Below are 25,271 nucleotides of genomic sequence, written 5' to 3'. Positions count from 1 at the left end.
GACCATCGATGGCATGCCGGAAGCCGCAGCCATGCCCGTCGACGACCCGCGGCCCCCGCGCAAGCTCTACCGAAGCAGCGACGGACGCTGGCTCGGGGGCGTGGCGCGAGGGCTGGCCGGGCATCTCGGGCTGCCCGTGGTCTGGGTGCGGCTGGTGTTCGTCGGACTGTTCATGGCGGACGGGCTGGGCGCGCTCCTGTATGCCGCGTTCTGGTTCTTCGTGCCCCTCGGCGTCGGTGGCGTCGGCTCCGGCCGCACGCCGGCGTTCACCACCGAGACCTCGCCCGACGGCCGGCGCAGACTTGTGGCCCGCAAGCCGGACAAGGGCCAGATCGTCGCGCTTCTCCTCATGGTCGTCGTGGCCATGGTCTTCGTCGGCAACGTGAATCTCGGCGGCGGCACGAAGGCGTATCTGTGGCCGACGGTCCTCGTCGGCGCGGGAGTCGCCCTGGTCTGGCGCCAGGCGGACAACGCGCGGCGGGCCCGCTGGGCGGAGGTCGGCCGCCGTCGCCGTACGCTCACGCTGCTGCGGTCAGCGGCGGGCGTGCTGCTCGTCACCGCCGGGGTCTCCGGGATCTTCGTCCTCCAGGGCTCCGCGGCCCATCTCGGCTCGGTGCTCCAGGCGGCGCTCGCGGTCCTCGTCGGTATCGCGCTGCTCGCCGGCCCCTATCTGATCCGGATGACCCAGGACCTCTCCGAGGAGCGCCTGATGCGCATCCGCGCGCAGGAGCGGGCCGAAGTCGCCGCCCACGTCCACGACTCGGTGCTGCACACCCTGACCCTGATCCAGCGCAACGCGGAGAACGCGAACGAGGTGCGGCGCCTGGCCCGCGCGCAGGAGCGCGATCTGCGGGCCTGGCTCTACAAACCCGACGGCAGCGGCAAGGACGAGGACGAGGAGCCCGCCACCCTCGCCGAGGCGGTCCGCGGCCATGCCGCCGAGGTCGAGGACAAGCACGGCGTCCCCATCGAGGTCGTCGTCGTGGGCGACTGCCCGCTCGACGACCGTCTGACCGCGCAGATGCAGGCGGCGAGGGAAGCGATGGTGAACGCGGCCAAGTACGGTGGCGAGGGCGGCGCCGTACAGGTCTACGCCGAAGTCGAGGGCAGGACGGTCTTCGTGTCCGTCCGCGACCGCGGCCCCGGCTTCGACCTCGACGCGATACCCGCCGACCGCATGGGCGTCAGAGAATCGATCATCGGCCGTATGGAGCGCAACGGAGGCACGGCGCGACTGCGCGCGGTGCCGGACGGCGGCACAGAGGTCGAACTGGAGATGGAGAGGGTGGAGAAGACGTCATGAGCGACACGAACGAGCCTGTGGAGTCCGGCGGTTCGGCCGCGGAGGCCTCCGGTGCCGCCGCATCCGCGGGCGAGGCCCCCGCGGCCGGCGCCGAGGGCGGGCGCCGGGTGCGCGTGGTGCTCGTGGACGACCACCGCATGTTCCGTACGGGGGTCCAGGCCGAGATCGGGGACACCGGACGGACCGGCGTCGAGGTGGTCGGCGAGGCCGCGGACGTCGACCAGGCGGTCACGGTCATCACGGCCACCCGCCCCGAGGTCGTCCTCCTGGACGTCCACCTTCCCGGCGGCGGCGGTGTCGAAGTGCTGCGCCGCTGTGCCCCGTTGATGGCCGACGCCGAGCAGCCCGTCCGTTTCCTCGCGCTGTCCGTGTCGGACGCGGCGGAGGACGTGATCGGTGTGATCCGCGGCGGTGCCCGGGGATACGTCACCAAGACGATCACCGGCACGGATCTCGTGGACTCCGTCTTCCGCGTCCAGGACGGTGACGCGGTCTTCTCCCCGCGCCTCGCCGGATTCGTCCTCGACGCCTTCGCCTCCACCGACGCCCCGCCCGTCGACGAGGACATGGACCGCCTCACCCAGCGTGAACGCGAGGTCCTGCGGCTCATCGCCCGGGGGTACGCGTACAAGGAGATCGCCAAGCAGCTCTTCATCTCCGTCAAGACGGTCGAGTCGCATGTCTCGGCGGTCCTGCGCAAACTCCAGCTCTCGAACCGCCACGAGCTGACCCGCTGGGCGACGGCGCGACGACTGGTCTGACCCGGTCCGGTCCGGCGGGAACCGGGACGGGCGGGAGCCCCGGGCGATGGACGGCCCGGGGACCGCGTTCCAGCCGCTCAGGCGCTCACGCGATCCGGGTGGCCCCGGCGAAGGGCATCTCCGTGATCGGGGCCACCCGGACCGGCGCCGACGGATTCGGGGCGTGGATCATCTGGCCGTTGCCGATGTAGATGCCCACGTGGGTGATGCCCGAGTAGAAGAACACCAGGTCTCCGGGCTGGAGTTCGGAGAGGGCGACCCGCCGGCCGGCGTTGATCTGAGAATAGGTCGTGCGGGGCAGGGAGACGCCCGCCGAGCGGTACGCGGCCTGGGTGAGCCCGGAACAGTCGAAGGCGTTGGGACCGGTGGCGCCCCAGACATAGGGGCTGCCGAGTTTCGCGTAGGCGTAGGCGACGGCGGCCGCCGCCCGGGAGTTGGGCGCCGCCGTGGTGCCCGCCTCGGCGGCACCGGACGTGCCGGAGTCCCCCGACGCCGGGACGGGGGCGGTTTCGCGGGACGCGTCGCGCGAGGCGTGCTGCTGGTCGCCCGCGCCGCCGCGCTCGACGTACTGCGTGCGCTGCTTCGGAGTGAGGCGGTCGAGCAGCCGGCGTGCCGCGCCGAGCTTCTCGTTGACCGTCTTCTTGTGCTGCTTCAGCTCGGCCTGCCGCGACTTGAGCGCCGCCAGTTCGATGTGCGCCGTCCCGCGCAACTGCTCCAGTTCACGGAGCTGTTTGCGCACCCCGGCGATCTCCGCCGACTGCCGGGTGCCGACCCGCTCGGCGAGCGCGGCCCCCTCCAGGTACTGGTCGGGGTGGTCGGAGAGCGCGAGTTGCACCACGGGGTCGAGTCCACCGCTGCGGTACTGCGCCGCGGCCATCGAACCCAGCGCCTCCCGGGCCGAGTTGAGCCGCTCCTCCCGGCGGGCCGCCTCGTCGCGGAGCTTGCTCAGGTGCGTCTCCGCCTGGCCGGCCTTCTCCTTGGCGCCGTCGTACTTCTGGGTGGCGGCCTCCGCCTCCTCGTAGAGCTTGTCGACCCGTGCCTTCACCTGCGCCGGGGACAACTGGGGGTCGGCGTGCCCGACCCCGTCGAAACCGGTGGCCGTCGCCGCGCCCGCGAGGGCGATGGTGACTGCTGTGCGGGCCGTGTTTCCGCCGACCGAGCGCTGTCTGGCCTTGCGGTGCGCTGCCACGAGGGCCCACATCCTTCCGTGCGACCGCCCCTGAGGTGCGGTCAAGCGGTGACACGTCCGGCGGCGGCTCACACAGGGGGAGCGGGCCGCCGCCGGACCTTCTCGGCGGTGGTGTCCGACTGCCGTCCCTGGCCCGGACGGTGGTGGGGAGCCGGTCACCTGGTGGAGGACGCTAAACCTGGGAGCGCGCTGTTGGTAACGCTATGTACGGAACTATCGCGATTGGATCGCTGAGAGACCAAATGTGAGCAAGATTCTGGTCGTACGTCGCCGACTTCACGCAGGGTGATGACCGATGCGGCGAATCCCGGACGGCCCGCGCGGTGCCGGTGGTATGGCTGACGCGCGACGGTCCGGTGGCGAGGGAGTGCCGGCCGGGACCGGAGCGTGACGGGGTGCCGGTGGAGCGGGCGGGAAGGGGCGGCCCGGTCGGGAGGGGGCTCAGGGGTGCGATTAGGCTCCGGCCCCATGGACGTACTCATCCATCTCTTCGTCGGCCTGCACATCATCGGCATCGCCGCGCTCCTCGGCGGCTTCCTCACCCAGATGAAGGCGATGGGCAAGGGCACCGCCCGCTTCGTCCCGGCGATGCTGCACGGCGCGCTGACCATGCTGGTGACCGGTGTCGCCCTGGTCGGGCTCAACCAGGCCGACGACAACACGGTCAACACCGTCAAGATCGGCGTGAAGCTGGCCCTGCTGATCGTGATCCTCGGGCTCGTCTATGTGAAGCGGGACGACGAGACGGTGGACAAGCGTCTCTTCGGCCTGGTCGGGCTGCTGACCGTCGCGAACATCTTCATCGCCGTCCTGTGGACCTGACCGGCCGAGTCGGTCCCGCCCGCCCGGGGCCGTGGCGGCCCTGACCGGCGTCGAGCCGCCCGTGACGGACCGACGGCCACCCGCTCCCGCACGGCGGTGGAGCTGTGAGGCGCCGTCACCCCCGGGTGGTGGACCTGAAGGCGAGAGCGGCGCCCGCGGCCGCCGCGAGCCAGGCCGCCACCGCGATCCACAGCAGCACCTGCCCCGGCCCCTTGAGCCAGAAGACGTCGAGGGCCGCCGCGACCGCGAGGGCCGCCACCGCCGACATCCCCATCGGGAAGACGGAGGACCAGCGCCGGACGTCGTACCGCGGGCGCGGCCACACCACCTCCGCGACGGCCAGGAGGACGTAGCAGACGAGGTCGAGCACGAGCAGCGCGCCCGTCGTGTCGCGCAGGACGTCCTGGTCGTCGTTGTTCCACAGGTACGGATCCACGTGGTGCGCCGCGACGAGTCCCGCCCCGGCCAGCGCCGAGATGCCCAGAGCGCCGGCCGCGACCCAGTGGTCCCCGGCGCCCTTTCTCACCTCGCACCGGTCGAAGTGCGCGAACGCGAGCGCGTAGAGCCCGATCCCCAGCCAGAACAGCACCAGCGCGGCGTGCGCGAGCCAGTCCGGGCCCACGGTGCCGGCGATCGTCGACGCGAGGACCGAGAGCCCCTGCGTGGCCACGCAGACGAGGAACACCTCTCCCGGCATACGGCGCCGCAGCCGCCACAGGACGGTCACCAGCAGGGCCGGCCAGAGCACGGCCGACAGCGCGAGCAGGGCCTCGGCGAGCTCCTGCCAACCCATTGTCGAGAACCGGGTGCCGAGCACGGTGGTCGCCGCGACCGCGTCGAGCCCGGCGGGTGTGCGGGCCCGTCGCGCCCACCGCTCCCGGTCGCCCACCAGCCGCATCGCGAAGTCCGCGGCGAGCCCGGTCCAGGCGAGCGACGCGAGGACCAGCGCGATCCGGGAGAGGGTCTCGTGGCCGGTCAGGTGCAGCCCGGTCGAGATGATGCCGGTGGCCATCACGGCGGGTCCGGCGGCGGCCGCCCACTCCGTCCACCAGGCGCGGAGCGAGCTGCTGTCCGGCATGGCCGGTGTGTCTGACATGTTCCCGATGCTAGGGACCTCCGCACCGGGTTGCGGGCGGGGCACGCGCGGGCGCGGACGAAAACGCGGGGCACGCGCGCGGGCCTTCCCGCCCCCGCGCGCGCCCCGCGGGAGCGGAGCCCGTGTCCGCGCCGGGCGCACCACACGGTGGATCGCCGAGGTGCCGTCGTGGGAGATCGACCTCGCTCGCTCCAGGTGACCTGTCGGTGGCCCTTGGTCACGGGGTGTGCGGATGCGTGGCCGGAAGGGCATCTTCCCCTGAGGCGTCCGCCGGGACCCTCGTCACACTTGTGGCCGAGTTCTCGAGGTGGCGGCGGGCTGTCAGTGGCGCGGCCTAGACTCGGAGAGCGATGAGCAGCCTCTTTGACGACAGCTTCCTGGCGAACCTCAAGCCCTCCGCGGCCCACGAGGACGAACACCCGCCGCCGCCCGAGGACGATCACGGACCGGAGCCGGTTCCGGACGATCTGTTCGGCGGGAAGTTCGACCTGCCGCCGAGCCGGGACGCGTACTACCGCGACGGCGCGCCCAGGCCCGCCGTGGACCCGGCGGCCCTGCTGGACGGACTGAACGAGAACCAGCGCGCGGCCGTGGTCCACTCCGGCTCGCCGCTGCTCATCGTGGCCGGCGCCGGCTCCGGCAAGACCCGCGTGCTCACCCACCGGATCGCGCATCTGCTCGGCGAGCGCGATGTCCACCCCGGCCAGATCCTCGCGATCACCTTCACGAACAAGGCCGCGGGCGAGATGAAGGAGCGCGTCGAGGCGCTCGTGGGCCCGCGCGCCAACGCGATGTGGGTGATGACCTTCCACAGCGCCTGCGTCCGCATCCTGCGCCGCGAGAGCAAGCAGCTCGGTTTCACCTCGTCGTTCTCGATCTACGACGCCGCCGACTCCAAGCGTCTGATGGCGCTCGTCTGCCGTGATCTGGACCTCGACCCCAAGCGGTTTCCGCCGAAGTCGTTCAGCGCCAAGATCTCGAACCTGAAGAACGAGCTGATCGACGAGGAGGACTTCGCCGCCCAGGCCACCGACGGCTTCGAGAAGACCCTCGCCCAGGCCTACGCGATGTACCAGTCGCGGCTGCGCGAGGCCAACGCGCTCGATTTCGACGACCTGATCATGACCACGGTCAATCTGCTGCGCGCCTTCCCGGACGTCGCCGAGCACTACCGCCGCCGCTTCCGGCACGTCCTCGTCGACGAGTACCAGGACACCAACCACGCCCAGTACGCGCTCGTCCGGGAACTCGTGGGGACCTCCGAGCACCCCGTGGACGTACCGCCCAGCGAGTACGACCTGGCACCCGCCGAGCTGTGCGTCGTGGGTGACGCGGACCAGTCGATCTACGCCTTCCGCGGCGCGACCATCCGCAACATCCTCCAGTTCGAGGAGGACTACCCGAACGCGACGACGATCCTCCTGGAGCAGAACTACCGCTCCACCCAGACGATCCTGTCCGCCGCCAACGCGGTCATCGAGCGCAACGAGTCCCGCCGCCCCAAGAACCTGTGGACCAACGCCGGCGCGGGTTCGAACATCACGGGCTACGTCGCGGACACCGAGCACGACGAGGCCCAGTTCGTCGCCGACGAGATAGACCGTCTCACCGACGCGGGCGAGGCCAAGGCCGGCGACGTCGCGGTCTTCTACCGCACGAACGCGCAGTCCCGTGTCTTCGAGGAGATCTTCATCCGCGTCGGCCTGCCCTACAAGGTCGTCGGCGGCGTCCGCTTCTACGAGCGCAAGGAGGTCCGGGACGTCCTGGCCTACCTCAGGGTGCTGTCCAACCCCGAGGACTCCGTCCCGATGCGCCGCATCCTGAACGTGCCCAAGCGCGGTATCGGTGACCGCGCCGAGGCGATGATCGACGCGCTGTCGCAGCGCGAGAAGATCAGCTTCCCGCAGGCACTGCGCCGCGTCGACGAGGCCTACGGCATGGCCGCGCGCTCCACCAACGCGGTCAAGCGGTTCAACACGCTCATGGAGGACCTCCGTACGATCGTCGAGTCCGGCGCGGGTCCGGCCACCATCCTGGAGGCCGTCCTCGAACGCACCGGCTATCTCGCCGAGTTGCAGGCGTCGACCGACCCGCAGGACGAGACCCGCATCGAGAACCTCCAGGAACTCGCCGCCGTGGCCCTGGAGTTCGAGCAGGAGACCGGCGAGGACGAGACCCCGGCCGGACTGTCCGCGTTCCTGGAGCGGGTCGCGCTCGTCGCCGACTCCGACCAGATCCCGGACGAGGAGGACGGCAACGGCGTCATCACCCTGATGACCCTGCACACCGCCAAGGGCCTCGAATTCCCCGTGGTCTTCCTGACCGGCATGGAGGACGGCGTCTTCCCGCACATGCGCGCGCTCGGACAGGTCAAGGAACTGGAGGAGGAGCGGCGCCTGGCGTACGTCGGCATCACACGCGCGCGGGAGCGGCTCTACCTCACCCGGTCCTCGATGCGCAGCGCGTGGGGCCAGCCCTCGTACAACCCGCCCTCCCGCTTCCTGGAGGAGATCCCGGCGACCCATCTGGACTGGAAGCGCACGGGGGCGACGTCGTCCAGGCCCGCCGGTCCGGTCTCCGGTGTCGCGGCCTCCCTCTCGTCCTCGCGTTCGCGGTCCGCGGCCTCGGGTGCCTCCGGGTTCGCCACCCGCCGCGGTGCCACCGAGAAGCCGGTGGTCTCGCTGGCGGTCGGGGACCGGGTCACGCACGACCAGTTCGGCCTCGGCACCGTCGTCGGCGTGAAGGGGACGGGCGCGAACGCGGAGGCGACGGTCGACTTCGGAGAGCCCAAGCCGAAGCGGCTGCTGCTGCGGTACGCGCCGGTGGAGAAGCTGTAGCCGAGAGACCGTCCACGTGAACCGGCCGACGGATCGTCGTGCCGGATCGCGGTGACCGATCGCAGGGCCCTTGGCCGTCCGGAGACGGCCGGGGGCCGGCGTTGTCCGGCGTTTCGGACTCTTACGTGGGGTCCAGGCCGTGGCTGCGCAGCCACGGCAGCGGGTCGATCGCCGCACCGCCGGCCGGGCGGACCTCGAAGTGCAGGTGCGGTCCGGTCGAGTTGCCGGAGTTCCCGGAGAAGGCGATCTGGTCACCGGCCTTGATGGCGGTGCCGGAGGGGACCTTGTACGTGGAGAGGTGGCAGTACCACGTCTCGGTGCCGTCCATCGCGGTCACGATCATCATGTTGCCGTAGGCGCTGTTCCACTGCGTCCGGACCGTGCCGTCGGTCGCGGCCATCACCGGCGTCCCGTAGGAGACCGGGAAGTCGATGCCCGTGTGCACGGACATCCAGTTGATGCCGGCCTGGCCGAAGTAGGCGCTGAGGCCCTGCTGCGCCACGGGAAGGGCGAACTTCGGACGAAGCCGCTCCTTGCGGGCCGCCGCCTCCGCCGCCTTCTTCTTCTCCGTCGCCTGCTGGGCCTTGAGGTCGATACGTTCCTGCGTGCGGCTCGCCCGGTCGGCGAAGTCGTCCGCACCCGCGGACAGACTCTGGAGCTGGGTGTCCAGCTTGATGTTGGCGGCCGACGGCTTCACCGAGGTCACGTCGGAGGCGCTGGCCGTCGTGTCCTTCGAGTCGTCCCCGCCGAGGCCGCCGACTCCGCCCACGGAGGCGGCGGCGATCCCCGCGACCCCCATCACACAGGCCGAAGGCACCGCGACGGTCAGCAGAGCGGAACGTTTCGCGGGGCTGCGGCGCCGGGCGCGGGAAGCGCTGCGCGTCGGGGGACGCCGGACCGGGGTGATCTCTTCCATGTCGTCGAGCAGCGGCCTCTCGCGCCCCTCGTCGTACGGGTCGTAGCCGCCGTCGGCGCCTTCCGTGTCCGGCAGACCCTCGACGGCCTCGAACTCGTCGCCTTCCGGGTCGAGTTGGCCGTGGACCGCCTGGTCGAAGGTCGCGGTCGCCTGCTGGTCGAAGGGAACGGGGTCCGTCGCGTCGGACCCTCCCTCGTACGTCATGTCGAGCTGCGTCAGCTCGTGGTGGTCGTACGACTCGGACGCCGCCTGCGGCTGTTCGTACGACTCGGGCTGCTGCTGGTGTTCGTATGCCTCGGTCCGCGGGTGCTCGTACGCCTGGTAGGTGTCCTGGCCGCCGGCGCTGTTCCACCGCGTGGCGTCGTACGCGCCCGTCTCCTGCGTCGGCACGGTCCACTGCTGGGTTCCGTCGAGCGGCTGCTCGGGCTGGAGCCAGCCGTTCGCGTCCCACTGGCCCGAGGCGTCGGGGCCCGGATGCTGCGCGGGGATCTCGGCGTGCTGCTGGTAGCCGTTCGTCCAGGCCGACGCGTCGTGGGCGCCGGTGTCGTAAGCGGTGTGCTGACCCGCGTACGGGTCGTAGGCCTGCGGCTGTTGGGCTCCGCCGTTCCACTGCGTGGCGTCGTACGAGCCGGTGCCGGCCCCGCCCGGCATGGTGCCGAAGAGCGGGTCGCCGGCGAAGTCCGTACCGGAGTAGGCGCCCGCGTCGGCCGCGCTCGCCCCCGAGTCGGGGGCCGTGCCGGCGTAGTCGCCGTACGCGGTGAAGCCGCCGTACTGGGCTTCTTGCGCGCCGTAGGGCGCGTAGAGCGCCGAGGCGGCGTCGGAAGCCTGAGCCGGGGGAGTCGCGATCCCCGACGGGTGACGGTCGTTCACCAACTTCTCTTTCGCCTCGACAACAGGGGCTGGCAGAGCAGTGCGGCGACTGTACCCGTCGGTATGCGGGCGCGACAATCTTCGGCAGGTTTCCCCTTCGCGGGAAACGGGCATTCGGCCGTGTTTCGGGGGAGGGCGGGCAAGGGCTTGGCCTGGCGTTCGATAAGCGTTCGAAGACTTCGGTTGCCGGGAGGGCCGTCGGGCGGCCGTCAGCCCTCCCGACGGCCGCCTTCGGACCGTTCCGTGCCGCCCCTCACGCCACCGTGAGACCGCCGCTCCGGACCACGGTGAGGGGGCCCGACATCTCGATGTCGAGTGCCTGCCGGATTCCGGTCGCGACGGCCGGATGCACGGGCAGCGCGAGATGGCCGACACCGCTCACGCGGACGTTCTGGGCGAGCAGGTCGGGATGCTCGACGCAGGCCGTCTCCAGCGGGTCCATCAGATGGTCGAGATCGCTCCAGAAGCTGACGAACTGCGTACGGCAGCCCGGAGCGGGGCCGGTCAGTTCCTCGATCACCGCGGAGCCGGGGCGCATCTGGCGGACGATCGGGTGCGCGTTCATCAGGGGCGCGACGCGGGTGCCCGAGTGCGGGGTGCCGAGCGTGACGAGTGTGCGGACGTGGCTGTCGCCGCCGAGGCACTGCACGTAGTAGCGCGCGATCAGCCCGCCGAGGCTGTGCCCGACGATGTCCACCCGCTCATGGCCCGTGCGCTCGCAGATCTCCTCGATGTGCCGGCCCAGCAGCTCCGCCGCCGTACGGATGTCGCACGTCAGCGGCGAGTAGTTGAGGGACTCGACGTGCTGCCGGCCGTGCTGGGCGAGGTTGCGGCGCAGCAGGACGAAGACGGAGCGGTTGTCGATGAAGCCGTGCAGCAGGACGACCGGGGGTTTGGCCTCGGTGGGCAGCGGGGCGGCGACGTCGGGCGAGGGGAGCGGGTGTCCGGTCCGGCGTTCCTGGGTGATGCCGGACGGATAGAGGAGGAGGTGACCGGCGAGGATCGCGAGCTCCAGGGCCGTTGCCTTCAGCAGCGCCACCGACAGCCCCGCCAGTTTCGTCGGAAACAGGCGCTGGCACAGGGGGAGAAGGGGCGACGCAGCCTCGGTGACCTTCATGGCCGACCTCCAGTCGGCACGCGGGAGGACCACTCCGTCCCCCGTGTGCCCTAGTGGAAAGCCGTGAGGTCGGTGACGGTGACGGCCGACGGCACGTCCCCGGCGTAGGAGACCGGTGACGCTGCGGAGCGCTCGGCCGAAGGGCGCGGTATACGACGCCGACCCCGGCTCCCCGACGTCCGCCATGCTGTGCGCCGGCGTCGTGTCGTGGCGTGGAGTCGCCCTCGTGTTCCCGTGGTCCTGTTGCCCGGCCTCGCTCCCCGCTGTCGTGCCGCCGCCGATGTGCCCCAGCGCCACGCCGTCCCGCTGACGACGCGATGGTGCGGCCACCTGGTCGCGGCTCTTCTTGCGCCTGCTCCGGCCGAGGCCCGTACGCCGCAGGTCCCTGCGGCGCCAGTGCCGCGGTACGGAACCGTGCGCGGCGAACTTGTCCCAGTGTGTGATTTCCCCCTCGGTCTCCACCGTGAAACTGCCGGTTGCGGGATGCTGGCGATAACGTTCGTTCACTTCCCGGGCCGAAAGGGTCCGGGACGCCTGTGCCGCTTGGCGCGATCGGTGATCCGGAGCCATCCGGTGTGGCGAGCGAAAAACTGAGCGATATGTGTCGATGGTCAGTAGTCGGCGCGGTCGACGGACACCTGTTGGTGACAACGGGTAGTCAATACTGGTCAGTCGGTGAACCTTCGGCCAGTTGTCGGCCGTCGTCCGGCGGTGGTCGTCGCAGGCACGTGTCGGCAGTCCTCGTCGGTGCAGGTTGAAGCAGTCCGTTGATGGAGGCAGTGATGGGTGTGGCAGCCGGTCCGATCCGCGTGGTGGTGGCCAAGCCGGGGCTCGACGGCCACGATCGTGGGGCCAAGGTGATCGCGCGGGCGCTGCGCGACGCGGGTATGGAGGTCATCTACACCGGGCTCCATCAGACCCCGGAGCAGATCGTCGACACCGCGATCCAGGAGGACGCCGACGCGATCGGTCTGTCCATCCTGTCCGGTGCCCACAACACGCTCTTCGCGGCGGTCATCGCCCTCCTCAAGGAGCGCGAGGCCGAGGACATCAAGGTCTTCGGCGGCGGCATCATCCCCGAGGCGGACATCGCCCCCCTCAAGGAGAAGGGCGTCGCGGAGATCTTCACCCCGGGCGCCACCACGGTGTCCATCGTGGACTGGGTCCGGGCGAACGTCAGGCAGCCGGCCGGCGCCTGACCGGGCGCCCGCGTCATCCCGGATCACCGCCGGATGCCGGTCCTACGCCGGTCCGCCTGACCACCGGGTGGCGGGGGCCTGAGCTGGCCCGCGTGACCGCTGGATGGCGGGGCTGTACCGTGGTCCGCGTGACTGCCGGTTGCCGGGGTCCTGTGCTGGCCCCGTGACCGCTGGGTGCCCGCGTCCGCGCCGGCCCCCTGCGCCGGCCCCCTGACGGCCGGGTGCCCGCGCCGAGCCCGCTTGGCCGCCGGGTGCCCACACCGAGCCGGCCCACGTGACCGCCGGGTGTCCGCGCTGGTTCGCGCGGACACCGGTGGGTTTCGGCATCACCGGTACCGGAGGGGTTCGACGCCGGCGAGATTCCGGCTTCGCCGGGTGCTCCGGGTGCACGCGTCCTCCAGGTGCCCGTGTTCTCCGGCTGTTCGGGCCGGTCCAGGGTCTTCGCGTTCCCCGGTGTTCCCGGGGCAGGGCGCGGGGCGGGCCGGGCGGAACCATGCCGGGTCCGGGCGCCGTTCGGCCGCCCGGCGGGGATGGAGGGGCGGTCATGGCGCCGTGAGCTCGGCGGACATGGTCGCTCTCAGCCGCAGGGTCGTCACGAGCCGCTGGAAGGCCTCGGCCCAGTAGTCGCCGGACCCCGGTGCCGCGTGCTCCGACTCGTCGGGGACCGAGGTGAGACCTTCGAGCCGCCCCGCCTCAGCGGGGTCGAGGCAGCGCTCCGCCAGCCCCATCACCCCGCTGAAGCTCCACGGAAAGCTCCCCGCCTCCCGCGCGATGTCGAGCGCGTCGACCACCGCCCGCCCCAGGGTCCCCGCCCACGGCACCGCGCACACCCCGAGCAGCTGGAACGCCTCGGACAGTCCGTGCGTACCGATGAACCCGGCCACCCACTCGGCCCGCTCCCCGGCGCCCAGCGTGGCCAGCAGCTTGGCCCGCTCGGCCAGTGACACGGCCCCCGGCCCTCCGGCCTCCGGGGCGGACGGCGGCCCGAGGAGCGCCCTCGACCACGCCGGATCGCGCTGCCGCACCGCCGCCCGGCACCACGCCGCGTGCAGTTCCCCCTGCCAGCCGTCCGTCACGGGCAGGGCCACCGTCTCTTCCGGCGAACGGCCGCCCAGCCGCTCCCGCCAGGTCGCGAGCGGCGCCGCCTCGACCAGCTGGCCCAGCCACCATGACCGTTCACCCCGGCCGCCCGGGGGTTTCGGCACCACCCCGTCCCGTTCCATCGCTGCGTCGCACTCGTGCGGCGCCTCGACCGTGATCACCGGCGTCTCCCGGGTACGGTCGACGGCCACGCACGAAGCGGCCCGGTCCGCCATCCTCGCGGCGAGCGCGGACCCCGGCAGGGCGGACAGCAGCTCGGCCGCCGTCGCCCGGACGTTACGGCTGCGGTCGGCCAGCGCCCGCTCCAGGAACCCCTCGTCCTCGGCACACAGTCCGGACCGCAGCGAGTCGAGGAACATCAGCCGGTCCTCGGCCCGCTCCGTCGCCCAGGTCGCCGCCAGCAGGGCGCGTCCGGCGGCCGGATCCTTGGCCCGTACCGCCGCCAGCAGTGCGACCCGCTCCGCGAACAGGCCCTCCTGCCAGAGCCGTTGTACGTCATCGGCCTCGTCCGGCAGCGCGGCGGCGCCCGACGAGGAGCGCAGCGCGAACCGCCACTCGGGGTTCAGCCGGGCCAGCCACAGCGCTCGCGGCCCGGCGAAGTCGAGGACGGCGGGCCGCAGGTCCGTGCGCCCCCGGGCCGCGTCGAGGAGTGCCGGAAGCGTCTGCGGGGGCGCGGCGAATCCGCGCGTGTTCGCCAGGGCCAGCCACTGGGGCAGCAGCTCCATGAGGTCGGGCGCCGTGCCTCTGCGGCCGCCGCCGCCCGCGCCGGGACGGTCCGCCAGCAGGGTCGCCAGCCTTCGGGCCGCGGCGGGCGGCAGCGCGGCCCGCGGATCCGGTGCCGCGGGCTCCGGCCGGGCCGCGGCCCGCGCCGGCCGGACTCCGGCCCGCCGCCGCACGGTCTCCACGGCCGCCGCGTCCAGCAGCGCGACGGGAGCCTGCTGCCCGGGCCGTTGTCCCGGAAGCGTGCGCCGCTCGGTGCCGAGCAGCGCCACGGTGACGAGCTCCTCCCAGGAACCGCCGGCGGGCGCGCCCGCCGAGGCCGGTGCTGTGGTCATGAGGGTCCTTTCCGTACGAAGCGAAGCGAAGCGCGTCAGTGGCGGCCGGGCGCCGGGCCGCTGGGCGGGGCGATGAGAGGAGTGAGGTCGCCGCAGGCGGAGCGTGCCGTGGGGGCGGAGTGTGTGGTGGGAGTGGTGCGCGTGATGGAAGTGGTGTGCGTGATGGGGGTGGTGTGCGTGATGGAAGTGGTGTGCGTGATGGAGGTGGTGTGCGTGATGGAAGTGGTGGAGGCCGCGCGTGGGGTGGGGGTGCCGACCGGGGTCAGCACAGCGGCACCGCCTCGCCCTCGCCCCGCGGCCACGCCGTGAGCGGAGTGAAGCCGCGGTGGCCGCACTCGCCGAAAACCGTGACCGGTGCGCCGCCGGACAGGGCGACCAGACGCCACAGGTCGGGTCGGGACCGCGAGGAAGGGCTGAGCGGGAGGGCCGACTCCCCGTCGAAGTCCGCCAGTTGCCATGAGTCGCCGTCCGGGGTCGGGACGACCCGCTCCAGGGTGACCGGGTAGGACTCCAGCCAGGGGTCGGCGCGCAGCGCTTCTCCGTAACGGGCGGCCGCCTGGGGCGTGGTCAGCCCCGCCGGCCGTATCGCCGCCGGTGCCGGGGGAGTGAACCGCTCGCCCAGCGCCGCCCGCAGTTGGCCGGCGCCCGGGTACGCGGACACCTCCGCCTCGAAGGCCAGCCCCACCGGAAGCGCCAGTTCGGGTGCCCGGCCGGCCGCGCCGTAGGAGAGGAGCAGGGCCGTCCGGCCGGACTCGGCGCCGTGCAGCCAGATCCTGCGGGTCGTGAGCCGGGTGTCCGCCGTGTCGTACTGCGCGAGGACCAGCCAGCGGTCACGCACCGGCGGGCCGTCCGCGGAGCCGGGCAGTCCGACGCGGGAACGGATCGTCGTGGCCAGGTCGTCCGGCAGCCGCTCGCGCCGCAGCCAGCCCTGGTCGAGCAGGTGCAGCAACGCGCACTCCTCCAGCAGCCGCACGGGCCAGCCCGGGCCGGACGACGGGATCGCCCCCAACTCCCTTACGCGGGCGGCCAGACCGGGTGCCTGCGCGTCGACCATGCGGGCCGCCGTCTCCTCCCACATCCCGTACCCCGCCCGCTCGGCGGAGGCGAGGCCGCCGCGCAGCAGATCCGCCAACCGCTGCTCCAGCTCGGCCGCCCCCGCGGTGATCCGCTCCGCCCGCCGCTCGGCCCTGCGCCGTGCCGCCTCGGGATCACCCGGCGAGGCGGCTCCAGATCCCCCGCCCGCCAGGCTCTTGCCCTCCGCACGCCTGCGCCGTCCCTCCAGCCACTGCGCGGCCCAGTCCGGCGCCTGCGCGACCGGCACCGCTCCGTCCGCGCCCGCCCAGAGGAGCAGCAGTCCCAGCGCGTGCTTGCACGGGAACTTCCGGCTCGGGCAACTGCACTTGTAAGCGGGACCCGCCGAGTCCGCGATGTCGACGACCGTTTGATACGGCTTGCTGCCGCTTCCCCTGCACAGTCCCCATACCGTCCCCTCCTCCGTGCTGCCCGCCTCCGACCACGGTCCGGCCGCGCCGAGCTTGCTCCCCGCCTTGCGTGACGCGGCGTCAGGCGCCAGTGCCAGCACCTGATCCGCCGTCCAGCGCACCGCCTGCTGTGTCATGCCATCGAAGGTAGGACCCACCACTGACAATCGATCCTCGCGAGCGTATTTGTGCAGGTCAGAGTGCATTGTCAGTGGCGTGGTGCACGGTGGAACCAGATCCGAACCGGCCGAGCTGGAGGGGGACCGAGGCATGTCCGTGTCCGTAGAACCGACGTCTGTTGACGCACCCGCGGGAGAGAAGGGGGCGAGCCTGCCGAGCGAGGCGCTGCGACCGCACGCCGAGCACGCCTTCGCCGCCGAACTCGCCGCGCTCGCCGCGCAGGACGACCGGCCGCGTCCGGAGCGCTGGCTGCTGTCGCCCTGGGCCGTGGCCACCTATCTGCTGGGCGGCACACTGCCGGACGGCACCGTGATCACCCCCAAGTACGTGGGGCCGCGGCGCATCGTCGAGGTCGCCGTCACCACCCTCGCCACCGACCGGGCCCTGCTTCTGCTCGGTGTGCCCGGCACCGCGAAGACCTGGGTGTCCGAGCACCTGGCGGCCGCGGTCAGCGGCGACTCGACCCTGCTCGTGCAGGGCACCGCCGGCACGCCGGAGGAGGCCATCCGGTACGGCTGGAACTACGCGCGGCTGCTCGCGCACGGGCCCAGCCGGGACGCGCTCGTGCCGAGTCCCGTCATGCGGGCCATGGCCGAGGGCATGACGGCCCGCGTCGAGGAACTGACGCGCGTACCCGCGGACGTGCAGGACAGCCTGATCACGATTCTCTCCGAAAAGACCTTGCCGATACCGGAATTGGGCCAGGAGGTGCAGGCCGTCCGCGGGTTCAACCTGATCGCCACGGCCAACGACCGGGACCGCGGGGTCAACGAACTCTCCAGCGCCCTGCGCCGCCGTTTCAACACGGTGGTGCTGCCGTTGCCGGAGAGCGCCGAGGCCGAGGTCGACATCGTCTCGCGCCGGGTCGACCAGATCGGACAGTCGCTCGATCTGCCCGCCGTGCCCGAAGGTGTCGACGAGATCCGCCGGGTCGTCACCGTCTTCCGTGAGCTGCGTGACGGGATCACGGCCGACGGCCGGACGAAGCTGAAGTCGCCGAGCGGCACGCTGTCCACGGCCGAGGCGATCTCCGTCGTCACCAACGGCCTCGCTCTGGCCGCCCACTTCGGCGACGGCGTCCTGCGGGCGAGCGACGTCGCCGCCGGCATCCTCGGCGCCGTCGTGCGCGACCCGGCCGCCGACCGCGTCATCTGGCAGGAGTATCTGGAAGCGGTCGTCCGCGAGCGGGACGGCTGGAAGGACTTCTACCGCGCCTGCCGCGAGGTGAGCGTATGAGCGCCGAACGGGACGCCGGGCCACCCGCGCCGGGGGGCGGGGTGATCGTCCGGGGGCAGGGGCCGCTGCTGCTCGGTGTGCGGCACCACGGGCCCGGGTCAGCGCGCGCCGTACGGGCGGCGCTGGAGGCGGCGGCGCCCCGGGTCGTCCTCATCGAGGGGCCGCCCGAGGCGGACGCCCTCGTCCCGCTGGCCGCCGACAAGGACATGCGGCCGCCCGTGGCGCTCCTCGCCCACGTGGTGGACGAGCCCGGCCGCTCGGCCTTCTGGCCGCTGGCCGAGTTCTCACCTGAGTGGGTGGCGATCCGGTGGGCCCTGGAACACGGGGTGCCGGCCCGCTTCATCGACCTTCCGGCCGCCCACACCCTGGCCGAGCGGGAAGAAGGGACGGACCCCGACCGGGACGGGCCGGTGAGCGCGCCCTCCGACACCCCGCCCCCGGCCGGAGAGCCCGACGCCTGCGGCCCCGGGGGCGCCCCCGCGCCGGAAGCCGATCCTGGTCCCTCGGACGATCCCGGTACGGCCGGAGCCCCCGGCCTCTCGGGCGATCACGGTGCCGCGCGGGATCCCGGTCCCTCGGACGAACCCGGGCGGCCGGAGGCGGCCGGTGGTTCCGGCCGTTCGGCCGACGGGGCCGCCCTGCGGATCGACCCCCTCGCGGTGCTCGCCGAGACGGCCGGCTACGACGACCCGGAGCGCTGGTGGGAGGACGTGGTCGAGCACCGGGCCGGTGCGGCGGACGACCCGTTCGCTCCGTTCGCCGTGCTGGAGGAGGCCATGGGATCGCTGCGCGAGGCGTACGGGGCCGGTGGACACGACCGGGACCTGGTGCGCGAGGCGTACATGCGGCTCCAGATCCGGGCGGCACAGCGGGAGTTCGGGGACGACGTGGCCGTGGTGTGCGGGGCCTGGCACGTTCCCGCGCTGCGGCGGAAGGCCACGGTCGGCGCCGACCGGGCACTCCTCAAGGGGCTGCCCAAGGCCAAGGTCCAGCTGACGTGGGTGCCCTGGACGCACCGCCGGCTGTCCCGGGCCAGCGGCTACGGAGCGGGCATCGACTCGCCGGGCTGGTACGGGCATCTGTTCGGCGCCCCCGACCGCCCGGTCGAGCGATGGATGACGAAGGTGGCCAGGCTGCTGCGCGACGAGGACCGGGGTGTGTCGTCGGCCCACGTCATCGAGGCCGTGCGACTGGCCAAGACACTCGCCGCGATGCGCGGTCGCCCGCTGCCGGGACTGACCGAGACCACCGACGCCGTCCGGGCCGTGATGTGTGAGGGCTCGGACGTCCCCCTGGAACTGGTGCGCGACCGCCTCGTGGTCGGCGAGGTGCTCGGCGAGGTGCCGGAATCCGCTCCCGCGGTGCCGTTGCAGCGGGACCTCGCGCAGGCGCAGCGGCGGCTGCGGCTGAGGCCCGAGGCGCTGGAACGGGAGATGGAGCTCGACCTGCGCAAGGAGACCGACGCGGGACGCAGCACCCTGTTGCACCGGTTGCGGCTCCTGGGCATCGCCTGGGGCGAGCCCTCGGCGTCCCGTGGCAGCACGGGAACCTTCCGCGAGACCTGGCGGCTGCGCTGGGAGCCGGAGCTGTCGGTACGGGTCGCCGAGGCCGGCGTGTGGGGTACGACCGTGCTGTCCGCCGCGACGGCCAAGGCCGAGGCGGACGCCGTCGGCGCGCCGTCCCTCGCGGATGTCACGGCCCTCGCCGAGTGCTGCCTGCTCGCCGGGCTCCCGGACGCGCTGCCCGTGGTGATGCGGGTGCTCGCCGACCGTGCCGCCCTCGACACGGACGTGGGTCATCTCGCGCAGGCCCTGCCCGCGCTCGTCCGTTCCCTGCGCTACGGCGACGTACGCGGCACGGACACCCACGCCCTCGCCGATGTCGCGGCCGGCCTCGCCGAACGCGTCTTCGTCGGCCTTCCCCCTGCTTGCGCCGCCCTCGACGGTGACGCCGCCGAGGAGATGCGCCGCCACCTCGACGCCGTGCACGGGGCCGTGGGGCTGCTGGGGGAGGAGACCCCGGGGGCCGCCGCCGCGTCCGGGGGGATCCGCGGGCGCTGGCACGCGGTGCTGCGGGTGCTCGCCGCTCGGGACACCGTGCCGGGTGTGGTCAGAGGCCGGTCCGTCCGGCTGCTCCTGGACGAGAGGGAGCTGGCGCAGGAGGAGGCCGCCCGGCTCATGGGTCTCGTGCTGTCGCCGGGCACGGAACCCGCGGACGGGGCCGCGTGGATCGACGGATTCGTCGGGGGCGGCTCCGGCGGCATGCTGCTCGTGCACGACGAGCGGCTGCTCGCGCTGGTGGACACATGGCTGACCGGGGTTCCGGCGGACGCGTTCACCGATGTGCTGCCACTGCTGCGCCGGACGTTCTCGGCGTACGAGGCGGGAGTGCGCAGGACTCTGGGCGAGCTCGTCCGGCGCGGCCCGGCGCCGCGGGCGAACGCCGAGACCGCCGGCTCGGGCGCCGGCTCCGGCATACCCGGGTTCGCCCCCGACCTCGACACCGGGCGCGCCGACGCCGTCCTGCCCCTGCTGAGCCTGCTGCTGGGCCTGGCCGATTCCGGCACGGCCACCGACCCCGGCACGGAGACCGGCACCGGCACGGCCACCGGCACCGGCACCGGCACGGCCACCGGCACCGGCACGGCCACCGACCCCGACCCCGGCACGGCCACCGACCCCGACCCCGACCCCGGCACGGCCACCGACCCCGACCCCGGCACGGCCACCGACCCCGGCACGGATACCGGCACCGGCCCCGCGACGGACACCCGGACCGGCGCGGACACGAGCCCCGACACCGGCCCCGGCACGGACACCAGCCCCGACACCGGCGCGGACACCAGGACCGGCACGGGCACCGGCACCGACATCGACAACGATCTTGTGAGGGTGGGTCCATGACCGAGGCGGCTGCGGGTGCCAAGGACGAGCGGCTGCGGCGATGGCGGCTGGTGCTCGGCGGCGAGGAGGCGGACGGCACCGGACGCGTGCTCTCCGGCCGGGACGCGGCCATGGACGGGGCGCTGAGCGCGCTCTACGGGAAGGGGAGCGGAGGGCGGCCGGGGCGGGACCGCTCGGCGGGGCTCGGGGCGTCGGCACCGTCGGTCGCGCGCTGGCTCGGCGACATCCGGACCTACTTCCCCTCCTCCGTCGTCCAGGTGATGCAACGGGACGCCATCGACCGGCTCGGGCTGTCCACCCTGCTCCTGGAGCCCGAGATGCTGGAGGCGGTGGAGGCCGACGTGCATCTGGTGGGCACCCTTCTCTCTCTCAACAAGGCCATGCCCGAGACGACGAAGGAGACCGCGCGGGCCGTGGTGCGCAAGGTCGTGGAGGACCTGGAGAAGCGGCTCGCCACCCGCACCCGGGCCACGCTCACCGGCGCCCTCGACCGCAGCGCCCGGATCAGCAGACCCCGCCACCACGACATCGACTGGAACCGCACGATCGCGGCCAACCTGAAGCACTACCTGCCCGAGTACCGCACGATCGTGCCCGAGCGGCTGATCGGCTACGGGCGTGCCTCGCAGTCCGTGAAGAAGGAGGTCATCCTCTGCATCGACCAGTCGGGGTCGATGGCGGCGTCGGTCGTCTACGCCTCCGTGTTCGGTGCCGTGCTGGCGTCGATGCGGTCCATCTCCACCCGGCTCGTCGTCTTCGACACGGCCGTCGTCGACCTCACCGACCAGCTCGACGACCCGGTCGACGTCCTCTTCGGCACCCAGCTCGGCGGCGGCACGGACATCAACCGGGCGCTCGCCTACTGCCAGTCGCAGATCACCCGACCGGCCGACACGGTCGTCGTCCTCATCAGCGACCTCTACGAAGGCGGGATCCGCAACGAGATGCTGAAGCGGGTCGCGGCGATGAAGGCGTCGGGGGTGCAGTTCGTGACGCTGCTCGCGCTGTCCGACGAGGGGGCGCCCGCGTACGACCGCGAGCACGCGGCGGCGCTCGCGGCGCTCGGCGCGCCGGCGTTCGCCTGCACACCTGATCTGTTCCCCGAGGTGATGGCGGCGGCGATCGAGAAGCGGCCGATCCCGATCCCGGACACGAGGTGAGCGTTCCTGCCCCGAGCGTGAGCGGTCCCCGTCCTGACCGCGGACGACCGGCCTCGGCGGGCTCGGACGACCGGCCTCGGCGGGCTCAGGGGACCCGTACGGCCGAAAGCCGGCGGATCCACCCGACCGGACCCGCGGGCACCCGCCGACAGGTCCCCGGCGGTGAACGGCCGGCCGCGCGGGACCTTCAGTGGCTGCTCACAGGGGCCTCACCGGGTGATCCCCGGCCAGGTGAGGGCCCCTCCGGGCAGGATCTGTGACAGGTATCACCGCCGTCGTGTGAGCTGCGATTTAGGGACCCGTGCCCCACGGCGATAACCTGCGAGACGGACATGCCGCGCGCTCGGACATCGTGTGCGCCACCCTTGTGACAGCGGACGTCACGTTGCCCTTCGCGGCACGCCCACGCATCCAACGAACCGCGAGATCACTGATAGGGACGGACGCGCGTGGACCTGTTCGAGTACCAGGCGAGGGACCTCTTCGCCAAGCACGGTGTACCGGTGCTGGCCGGTGAAGTCATTGACACGCCTGAGGCAGCCCGCGAGGCGACCGAGCGTCTTGGCGGCAAGTCCGTCGTCAAGGCCCAGGTGAAGGTCGGTGGCCGTGGAAAGGCCGGTGGCGTCAAGCTCGCCGCCACCCCGGACGAGGCCGTCGCCCGCGCGACGGACATCCTCGGCATGGACATCAAGGGCCACACGGTCAACAAGGTGATGATCGCCGAGACCGCGCCCGAGATCGTCGAGGAGTACTACGTCTCGTACCTCCTCGACCGCACGAACCGCACCTTCCTCGCCATGGCGTCCGTTCAGGGCGGCGTGGAGATCGAGGTCGTCGCGGAGGAGAACCCCGACGCCCTCGCGAAGGTGCCGGTCGACGCCAACGAAGGCGTGTCGATCGAGAAGGCCCGCGAGATCGTCGCCCAGGCGAAGTTCCCGGCCGAGGTCGCGGAGCAGGTCGCCGAGATCCTGGTGACGCTGTGGGACACCTTCATCAAGGAGGACGCCCTCCTCGTCGAGGTGAACCCGCTCGCCAAGGTCGCCTCCGGCAAGGTCATCGCCCTTGACGGCAAGGTGTCGCTGGACGAGAACGCCGAGTTCCGCCAGCCGGACCACGAGGCGCTCGTCGACCACGCCGCGGCCAACCCGCTCGAGGCCGCCGCCAAGGCCAAGAACCTCAACTACGTCAAGCTCGACGGTGAGGTCGGCATCATCGGGAACGGCGCGGGTCTCGTCATGAGCACCCTCGACGTCGTCGCGTACGCCGGTGAGAACCACGGCGGCGTGAAGCCGGCCAACTTCCTCGACATCGGCGGCGGCGCCTCCGCCGCGGTCATGGCGAACGGCCTGGAGATCATCCTCGGCGACCCGGACGTCAAGTCCGTCTTCGTCAACGTCTTCGGTGGCATCACCGCCTGTGACGAGGTCGCCAACGGCATCGTCCAGGCGCTGCAGCTGCTCGCCGACAAGGGCGAGGCTGTCACCAAGCCGCTGGTCGTGCGTCTCGACGGCAACAACGCCGAGCTGGGTCGCAAGATCCTGTCGGACGCCAACCACCCGCTGGTCCAGCGCGTGGACACCATGGACGGCGCGGCCGACAAGGCCGCCGAGCTCGCGGCTGCGAAGTAAGGGACGAGGGACTAAACAGCCATGGCTATCTTCCTCAACAAGGACAGCAAGGTCATCGTCCAGGGCATGACCGGTGCCACGGGTATGAAGCACACCAAGCTCATGCTCGCGGACGGGACGAACATCGTCGGCGGCGTTAACCCGCGCAAGGCGGGCACCTCCGTCGACATCGACGGCAATGAGATCCCCGTCTTCGGCACGGTCGCCGAGGCCATCGAGAAGACCGGCGCCAACGTGTCCGTCCTCTTCGTGCCGCCGGCCTTCGCCAAGGCCGCCGTGGTCGAGGCGATCGACGCGGAGATCCCCCTCGCGGTCGTCATCACCGAGGGCATCGCCGTCCACGACTCCGCGGCCTTCTGGGCGTACGCGAAGGCGAAGGGCAACAAGACCCGCATCATCGGCCCGAACTGCCCCGGTCTCATCACCCCGGGCCAGTCCAACGCCGGCATCATCCCGGGCGACATCACGAAGCCGGGCCGCATCGGCCTGGTCTCGAAGTCCGGCACGCTGACGTACCAGATGATGTACGAGCTCCGTGACATCGGCTTCTCGTCCGCCGTCGGCATCGGTGGCGACCCGGTCATCGGTACGACGCACATCGACGCGCTCGCCGCGTTCGAGGCCGACCCCGACACCGACCTGATCGTCATGATCGGCGAGATCGGCGGCGACGCCGAGGAGCGTGCGGCGGACTTCATCGCGAAGAACGTGACGAAGCCGGTCGTCGGCTACGTCGCCGGCTTCACCGCGCCCGAGGGCAAGACCATGGGCCACGCCGGCGCCATCGTCTCCGGCTCCTCCGGCACGGCCGCCGCGAAGAAGGAGGCCCTCGAGGCCGCGGGCGTCAAGGTCGGCAAGACGCCGACCGAGACGGCCAAGCTCGCGCGCGAGATCCTCGCCGGCTGAGCTGACGCTCGACCGAACGCCGGTGGGCCCGCACCCTTTCGAGGGTGCGGGCCCACCGGCGTTCGGCGCGTCCGCGTCAGCGGCGTCGGCGGCGTTCCGCGCCCCCGACGTCCGCGGGCCTGGCATCACCGGCGCTGGCGTCCGTGGCGCCGGTGCTCGGCGTCTCCGGCGTTCCGCGTCCGCGGCGTCCCCGGCGTTGGCGTCCACCTCCCGGCGGCCCCGGCGGTCACGGCTGCCCCGGAATCTCCGGCGTCAGCGGTTCTCCGGGATCAGCCGTTCCGGGCCGTTCATCTCCTGGGACCTCAGCCTGGCGCGCAGCTTCAGCTCCGCCGCGGACAGCGGCCCGGGGGCGGCCTTGGGCGGCAGGCCGTGGATGGTCTCCGGCGGCGCGAGGGGTTCCTCGTAGTGGTCCGGGGCCGTGACCAGCGTCAGGGCGGTCACCCCGATCAGCAGGACCGTGAAGGCGATGGCCGCCCGGGTCCACTGCTGGGCCCGACGCTCCCCGTACCAGCGGACCGTGCGGGGCTTCGCCGCGCGCAACCGCTCGGCGCTCGCGAGTTCGGTCAGCCGCCGGTGCAGGTCCTCCGGCGACGACAGCTCCGGCAGCCGCGCGGCGACGGCCTCGCGCGCGTGCAGCACCCGGTTGGCCGCCGCGGGCGTGCTCGCCTCCGTCTCGGCCGCGGTCTCCGGCAGCCCGAGCCCCACGCCGTCGTACAGCACCAGTGTGCGCCGGTACACGGGCGGCAGTTCGAGGAGTACGTCGAGCAGGGCGCGCTCGGCGGCGCCGGAGGGTGGCGCCTCCGGGTGACGGTAGCGAGGGCGCAGCCGGTGCCAGGGGGAGAGCGCGTACTCGTAGGCCGTCGCGCGCACCCATCCGGCGGGATCCGGGTCGACGGCCACCTCGGGCCAGCGGTACCAGGCCTCCTGGAACGCCCGTTCCACGGACTCGCGGGCCAGTTCGCGCCGCCCGGTCAGCAGATAGGCCTGTCGTACGAGGGCGGGGGCGCAGAACGCGTAGAGGGCGTCGAAGGCCTGAGCGGGTGTCAGTGACGGCTCCGGGAGCCCGGAGTGTCCGTCCTCGGCGAGCCACCCTTCGGTGAGCAGCTCCTCGGTGAGCCGCTCCTCGGCCCGGTCCCGCCGGGACCGCTCCCCGACGCGGGCGGCACGTTTCTGTTTCGCCCCCCTCCCCGCCCCCACCAGCTCAGGGGTGACGTCCTCCTGAGGGGTGCTCATCTCCGGCCGGGCGTCGGCGGGATCGGCCGTGAGCAGCCTCGTGTACGCCTCCCGCATGCGGCCGCGCGGGGCCGAACGGCCGGTCTCCCACGAGCGCACCGTCGCCCGGCTGACGCCGAGCCGGGTGGCCATGTCGGCCTGGGACAGCGACCGGTTCTCGCGCAGACGGCGGCGCTCCTTGGGCGCCGGCAGCGGGGTGGCGGGGCTCTGTGTCATCTCGGGTTCCACAGAATGCCCCTTCGTACGAAAAAGTACATAACTGCATATTGAGCGACACA

The 25,271-nt window shown here is 72.4% G+C and carries 16 protein-coding genes and 1 pseudogene; 10 read left to right on the top strand and 7 right to left on the bottom strand.

Annotated elements, in window-relative coordinates:
• Positions 1 to 13 precede the first annotated feature (13 nt).
• Together ACF07B_RS15945 and ACF07B_RS15940 are read left to right on the top strand one after the other, a co-directional pair.
• Positions 14 to 1,303, top strand: a complete 1,290-nt coding sequence (locus tag ACF07B_RS15945) for a PspC domain-containing protein (protein WP_369485920.1) — start codon at positions 14 to 16, stop codon at positions 1,301 to 1,303.
• On the top strand, positions 1,300 to 2,064 hold the full coding sequence (locus tag ACF07B_RS15940) for a response regulator transcription factor (RefSeq protein ID WP_362407781.1): 765 nt from the start codon (positions 1,300 to 1,302) through the stop codon (positions 2,062 to 2,064). Before ACF07B_RS15945 ends, ACF07B_RS15940 begins: the two co-directional genes overlap by 4 nt.
• A gap of 85 nt (positions 2,065 to 2,149) precedes the next feature.
• Here ACF07B_RS15940 and ACF07B_RS15935 read toward each other — a convergent pair whose 3' ends face one another.
• Positions 2,150 to 3,253, bottom strand: a complete 1,104-nt coding sequence (locus ACF07B_RS15935; RefSeq protein ID WP_392179378.1) for an NlpC/P60 family protein — start codon at positions 3,251 to 3,253, stop codon at positions 2,150 to 2,152.
• 468 nt (positions 3,254 to 3,721) lie between these two features.
• Between ACF07B_RS15935 and ACF07B_RS15930 the strand changes: the two genes are divergently transcribed.
• Positions 3,722 to 4,075, top strand: coding sequence for a hypothetical protein (locus tag ACF07B_RS15930; protein ID WP_392179377.1), 354 nt, complete (start codon positions 3,722 to 3,724; stop codon positions 4,073 to 4,075).
• Positions 4,076 to 4,190: 115 nt separating this feature from the next.
• On the opposite strand, the gene ACF07B_RS15925 is transcribed toward ACF07B_RS15930, so the two are convergent.
• The gene (locus ACF07B_RS15925; protein ID WP_392179376.1) at positions 4,191 to 5,171 is read right to left on the bottom strand and encodes a tellurite resistance/C4-dicarboxylate transporter family protein; all 981 of its coding nucleotides are present in this window, start codon (positions 5,169 to 5,171) and stop codon (positions 4,191 to 4,193) included.
• 350 nt (positions 5,172 to 5,521) lie between these two features.
• Between ACF07B_RS15925 and pcrA the strand changes: the two genes are divergently transcribed.
• Complete coding sequence (gene pcrA, locus ACF07B_RS15920; RefSeq protein ID WP_392179375.1) at positions 5,522 to 8,008, top strand: DNA helicase PcrA; 2,487 nt, start codon at positions 5,522 to 5,524, stop codon at positions 8,006 to 8,008.
• 121 nt (positions 8,009 to 8,129) lie between these two features.
• On the opposite strand, the gene ACF07B_RS15915 is transcribed toward pcrA, so the two are convergent.
• Together ACF07B_RS15915 and ACF07B_RS15910 are read right to left on the bottom strand one after the other, a co-directional pair.
• Positions 8,130 to 9,908 carry a M23 family metallopeptidase gene (locus tag ACF07B_RS15915; protein ID WP_392179374.1) on the bottom strand — a complete coding sequence of 593 codons (1,779 nt, stop codon included), beginning with the start codon at positions 9,906 to 9,908 and terminating at the stop codon, positions 8,130 to 8,132.
• 139 nt (positions 9,909 to 10,047) lie between these two features.
• The gene (locus ACF07B_RS15910) at positions 10,048 to 10,911 is read right to left on the bottom strand and encodes an esterase/lipase family protein (protein WP_392179373.1); all 864 of its coding nucleotides are present in this window, start codon (positions 10,909 to 10,911) and stop codon (positions 10,048 to 10,050) included.
• Between the two features lie 782 nt (positions 10,912 to 11,693).
• Between ACF07B_RS15910 and ACF07B_RS15905 the strand changes: the two genes are divergently transcribed.
• Complete coding sequence (locus tag ACF07B_RS15905) at positions 11,694 to 12,110, top strand: cobalamin B12-binding domain-containing protein (protein ID WP_037626795.1); 417 nt, start codon at positions 11,694 to 11,696, stop codon at positions 12,108 to 12,110.
• 542 nt (positions 12,111 to 12,652) lie between these two features.
• Here the strand turns inward: ACF07B_RS15905 and ACF07B_RS15900 are convergent.
• Both ACF07B_RS15900 and ACF07B_RS15895 read right to left on the bottom strand, forming a co-directional pair.
• A complete protein-coding gene (locus ACF07B_RS15900; RefSeq protein ID WP_392179372.1) occupies positions 12,653 to 14,266 on the bottom strand; it encodes a DUF5691 domain-containing protein in 1,614 nt (537 codons plus the stop codon).
• A gap of 262 nt (positions 14,267 to 14,528) precedes the next feature.
• Positions 14,529 to 15,884, bottom strand: a complete 1,356-nt coding sequence (locus tag ACF07B_RS15895) for an SWIM zinc finger family protein (protein ID WP_392179371.1) — start codon at positions 15,882 to 15,884, stop codon at positions 14,529 to 14,531.
• 133 nt (positions 15,885 to 16,017) lie between these two features.
• Between ACF07B_RS15895 and ACF07B_RS15890 the strand changes: the two genes are divergently transcribed.
• The 5 genes and pseudogenes from ACF07B_RS15890 (at position 16,018) to sucD (ending at position 23,760) form a co-directional block, all read left to right on the top strand.
• Positions 16,018 to 17,163 (top strand): AAA family ATPase, encoded by a 1,146-nt coding sequence (locus ACF07B_RS15890; protein WP_392179370.1) that lies wholly within the window; start codon positions 16,018 to 16,020, stop codon positions 17,161 to 17,163.
• Positions 17,160 to 19,721 (top strand): annotated as a pseudogene (locus tag ACF07B_RS15885) (DUF5682 family protein); the annotation flags it as partial. The gene ACF07B_RS15890 and the pseudogene ACF07B_RS15885, both read left to right, overlap by 4 nt.
• A 341-nt stretch (positions 19,722 to 20,062) precedes the next feature.
• Positions 20,063 to 21,226 (top strand): VWA domain-containing protein, encoded by a 1,164-nt coding sequence (locus ACF07B_RS15880; protein WP_384240950.1) that lies wholly within the window; start codon positions 20,063 to 20,065, stop codon positions 21,224 to 21,226.
• A 449-nt stretch (positions 21,227 to 21,675) separates the two neighbouring features.
• Entirely contained in the window at positions 21,676 to 22,854 is a 1,179-nt protein-coding gene (gene sucC / locus ACF07B_RS15875) for an ADP-forming succinate--CoA ligase subunit beta (RefSeq protein WP_365870771.1), read from the top strand.
• 21 nt (positions 22,855 to 22,875) lie between these two features.
• A complete protein-coding gene (gene sucD, locus ACF07B_RS15870) occupies positions 22,876 to 23,760 on the top strand; it encodes a succinate--CoA ligase subunit alpha (protein WP_362407747.1) in 885 nt (294 codons plus the stop codon).
• A 252-nt stretch (positions 23,761 to 24,012) separates the two neighbouring features.
• On the opposite strand, the gene ACF07B_RS15865 is transcribed toward sucD, so the two are convergent.
• Positions 24,013 to 25,209, bottom strand: a complete 1,197-nt coding sequence (locus ACF07B_RS15865; RefSeq protein ID WP_392179369.1) for a helix-turn-helix domain-containing protein — start codon at positions 25,207 to 25,209, stop codon at positions 24,013 to 24,015.
• Positions 25,210 to 25,271 lie beyond the last annotated feature (62 nt).

It is taken from the genome of Streptomyces sp. NPDC015532 (genome assembly GCF_043078065.1).
GTDB lineage: Bacteria > Actinomycetota > Actinomycetes > Streptomycetales > Streptomycetaceae > Streptomyces.
This window is presented reverse-complemented; position numbering and strand designations above follow the sequence as displayed.